Below are 1,680 nucleotides of genomic sequence, written 5' to 3' on the forward strand. Positions count from 1 at the left end.
TCGCGCACGATCTCGGCCAGCTCGGCGGTGTCGCGCAGCGGGCGGGCGTCGACGCGGGGCGGGCTTGAGCTTGCGCCCCTCCTGCTCAGACAGCCGTTCGACCGCCGCGCCGATCTTTTCGAGCGTTCTCTGGGTCACGGCCAAGTCTTCGGCGGAGACGGACTCGAGAATCCGCTCCTGAACGCAGGACAGGCACTTAGACCAGACCTCATGGGCCGCCCGTCCCTCGGGGGTGATCTGCAAAAGATGCGCCCGTCGGTCGCCGATCAGGGTCTGACGGCTCACCAACCCCGCCGACAGCAGGGCGGCCGTGCGGGTGGACATGACCGCCTCTGACACAGCCAAAAGGTCGGCGGCCTCGCGCTGGGTCAGGCCGGCAGGCCGGTTCTGCAACAGCGTCAGCACGGCCAACTGGCCGACGCCGAAGCCGGCTTCGGCCAAAACCTCGTCCAGGTGGGCGGCCCACCGCCGCGCCAGGATCGCAACCGTCAGCCCCAGGGTGTTGCCGGCGTCGCCCTTGCCGCCGTGGCCGCAGTTCGCGTCCGGGCGGTGACCTGCGCAGGTCGCAGGATCGCCACAGCCGAGGGGTCGATTTTCTGGCGCGGCGAGTCGGGCGCCGTCGTGCATGTCAGGTTTCCTCCTTAGCCTGACAGTTTCACCCAAGTACCCTGCACGCAATAAGGATTTTCCCGAGTGGGCGGGGTATGTAATCGTCAACAGACATGTCGGACCAAGTTAAGGCTGTCGTGGGAAAAGCCCGGCCACGCTTGAATGATGGGCGATCGGCAAGACCCTGTCCCAGGTTAAAGCCGCCACCGCAAGGCCGCGCAACATGACGGTGTCACCACAGGCGCCGCTCATGAGACGCTATAAAAATAACAGACTAGGCATCCCGCAGAACCTGGATACCCTTCAGCGGTCAGGGTCAGCGTGTTGGGTCAATCGCGCAGTCGCTTGTCCCCCGGTCGCCATTGCAGTCGCCGCGCTCGTCTACGACACTCAATGCACCCTCGCGGCTGCCTGGCGTCTCATACGAGGCGAGATAGGCGACGAGACCCTGGATTTCCTGAACGGTCGCTGTTTGCGTGGTCGGAGCGACCGGGACCGCCGTGATCGTCAAGCTGTTGCCGATGAAGGTGAGTTGGTAGTTCGCCGAGGCCGCAAGGCTTCCCTGGGTGATGGCGTAGGCGCCTGGCGCCTCGCCTGGGGACCGTGTAAGCGCGCCGGTCAGCGCATCGCCGGTTACAAGACTGCCGGTAGTGACGGCGTAGGTTAGCGCGGGATCCGGCGCGCCCTGGGTTTTGGAAACCGCGTCGGCGGACACGGTGATCGACCGTCGAAGGATGGTCGCAAGAGTCGATGCGGGCACGGTGAGAGTATAGTTGCCAGCATCGGCGCCGGTCAGGCCGACGCCGCTGACCGTCACCGTCTTGCCGGTTCCGGCGTTGGCGTCGGTGAAGGCGAAGGATCCGGCGGTGGCGCCGACGCTGTCACCGCCGAGCACGCCGTTCAATGTCACCGTTCCCGCGGCCGCCGTCGTGCCGTCATAGGTCTTGTTAGACGCAGACACATTGGCGGTGATCGCACGCTGAAGGATGTCGGCCAGGGCCGTAGCGGGGATGGTCACGGTGTAGTTGCCCGCATCCGCCCCCGTCAGACCGACGCCGCTCACCGTCACCG

At 65.9% G+C, this 1,680-nt stretch carries 2 protein-coding genes; both read right to left on the minus strand.

Annotated features, from left to right (window positions below):
• On the minus strand, nt 1–627 hold a 627-nt coding region (locus JHC99_RS15350), incomplete at its 3' end, for a MarR family transcriptional regulator (RefSeq protein ID WP_292155318.1).
• A 298-nt stretch (nt 628–925) separates the two neighbouring features.
• Nucleotides 926–1,680: YDG domain-containing protein (locus tag JHC99_RS15355; protein WP_292155320.1), on the minus strand; the 755-nt coding region annotated here is incomplete at its 5' end.

Source organism: Brevundimonas sp., from assembly GCF_016463485.1.
In the GTDB taxonomy this organism is placed as follows: Bacteria; Pseudomonadota; Alphaproteobacteria; order Caulobacterales; family Caulobacteraceae; genus Brevundimonas.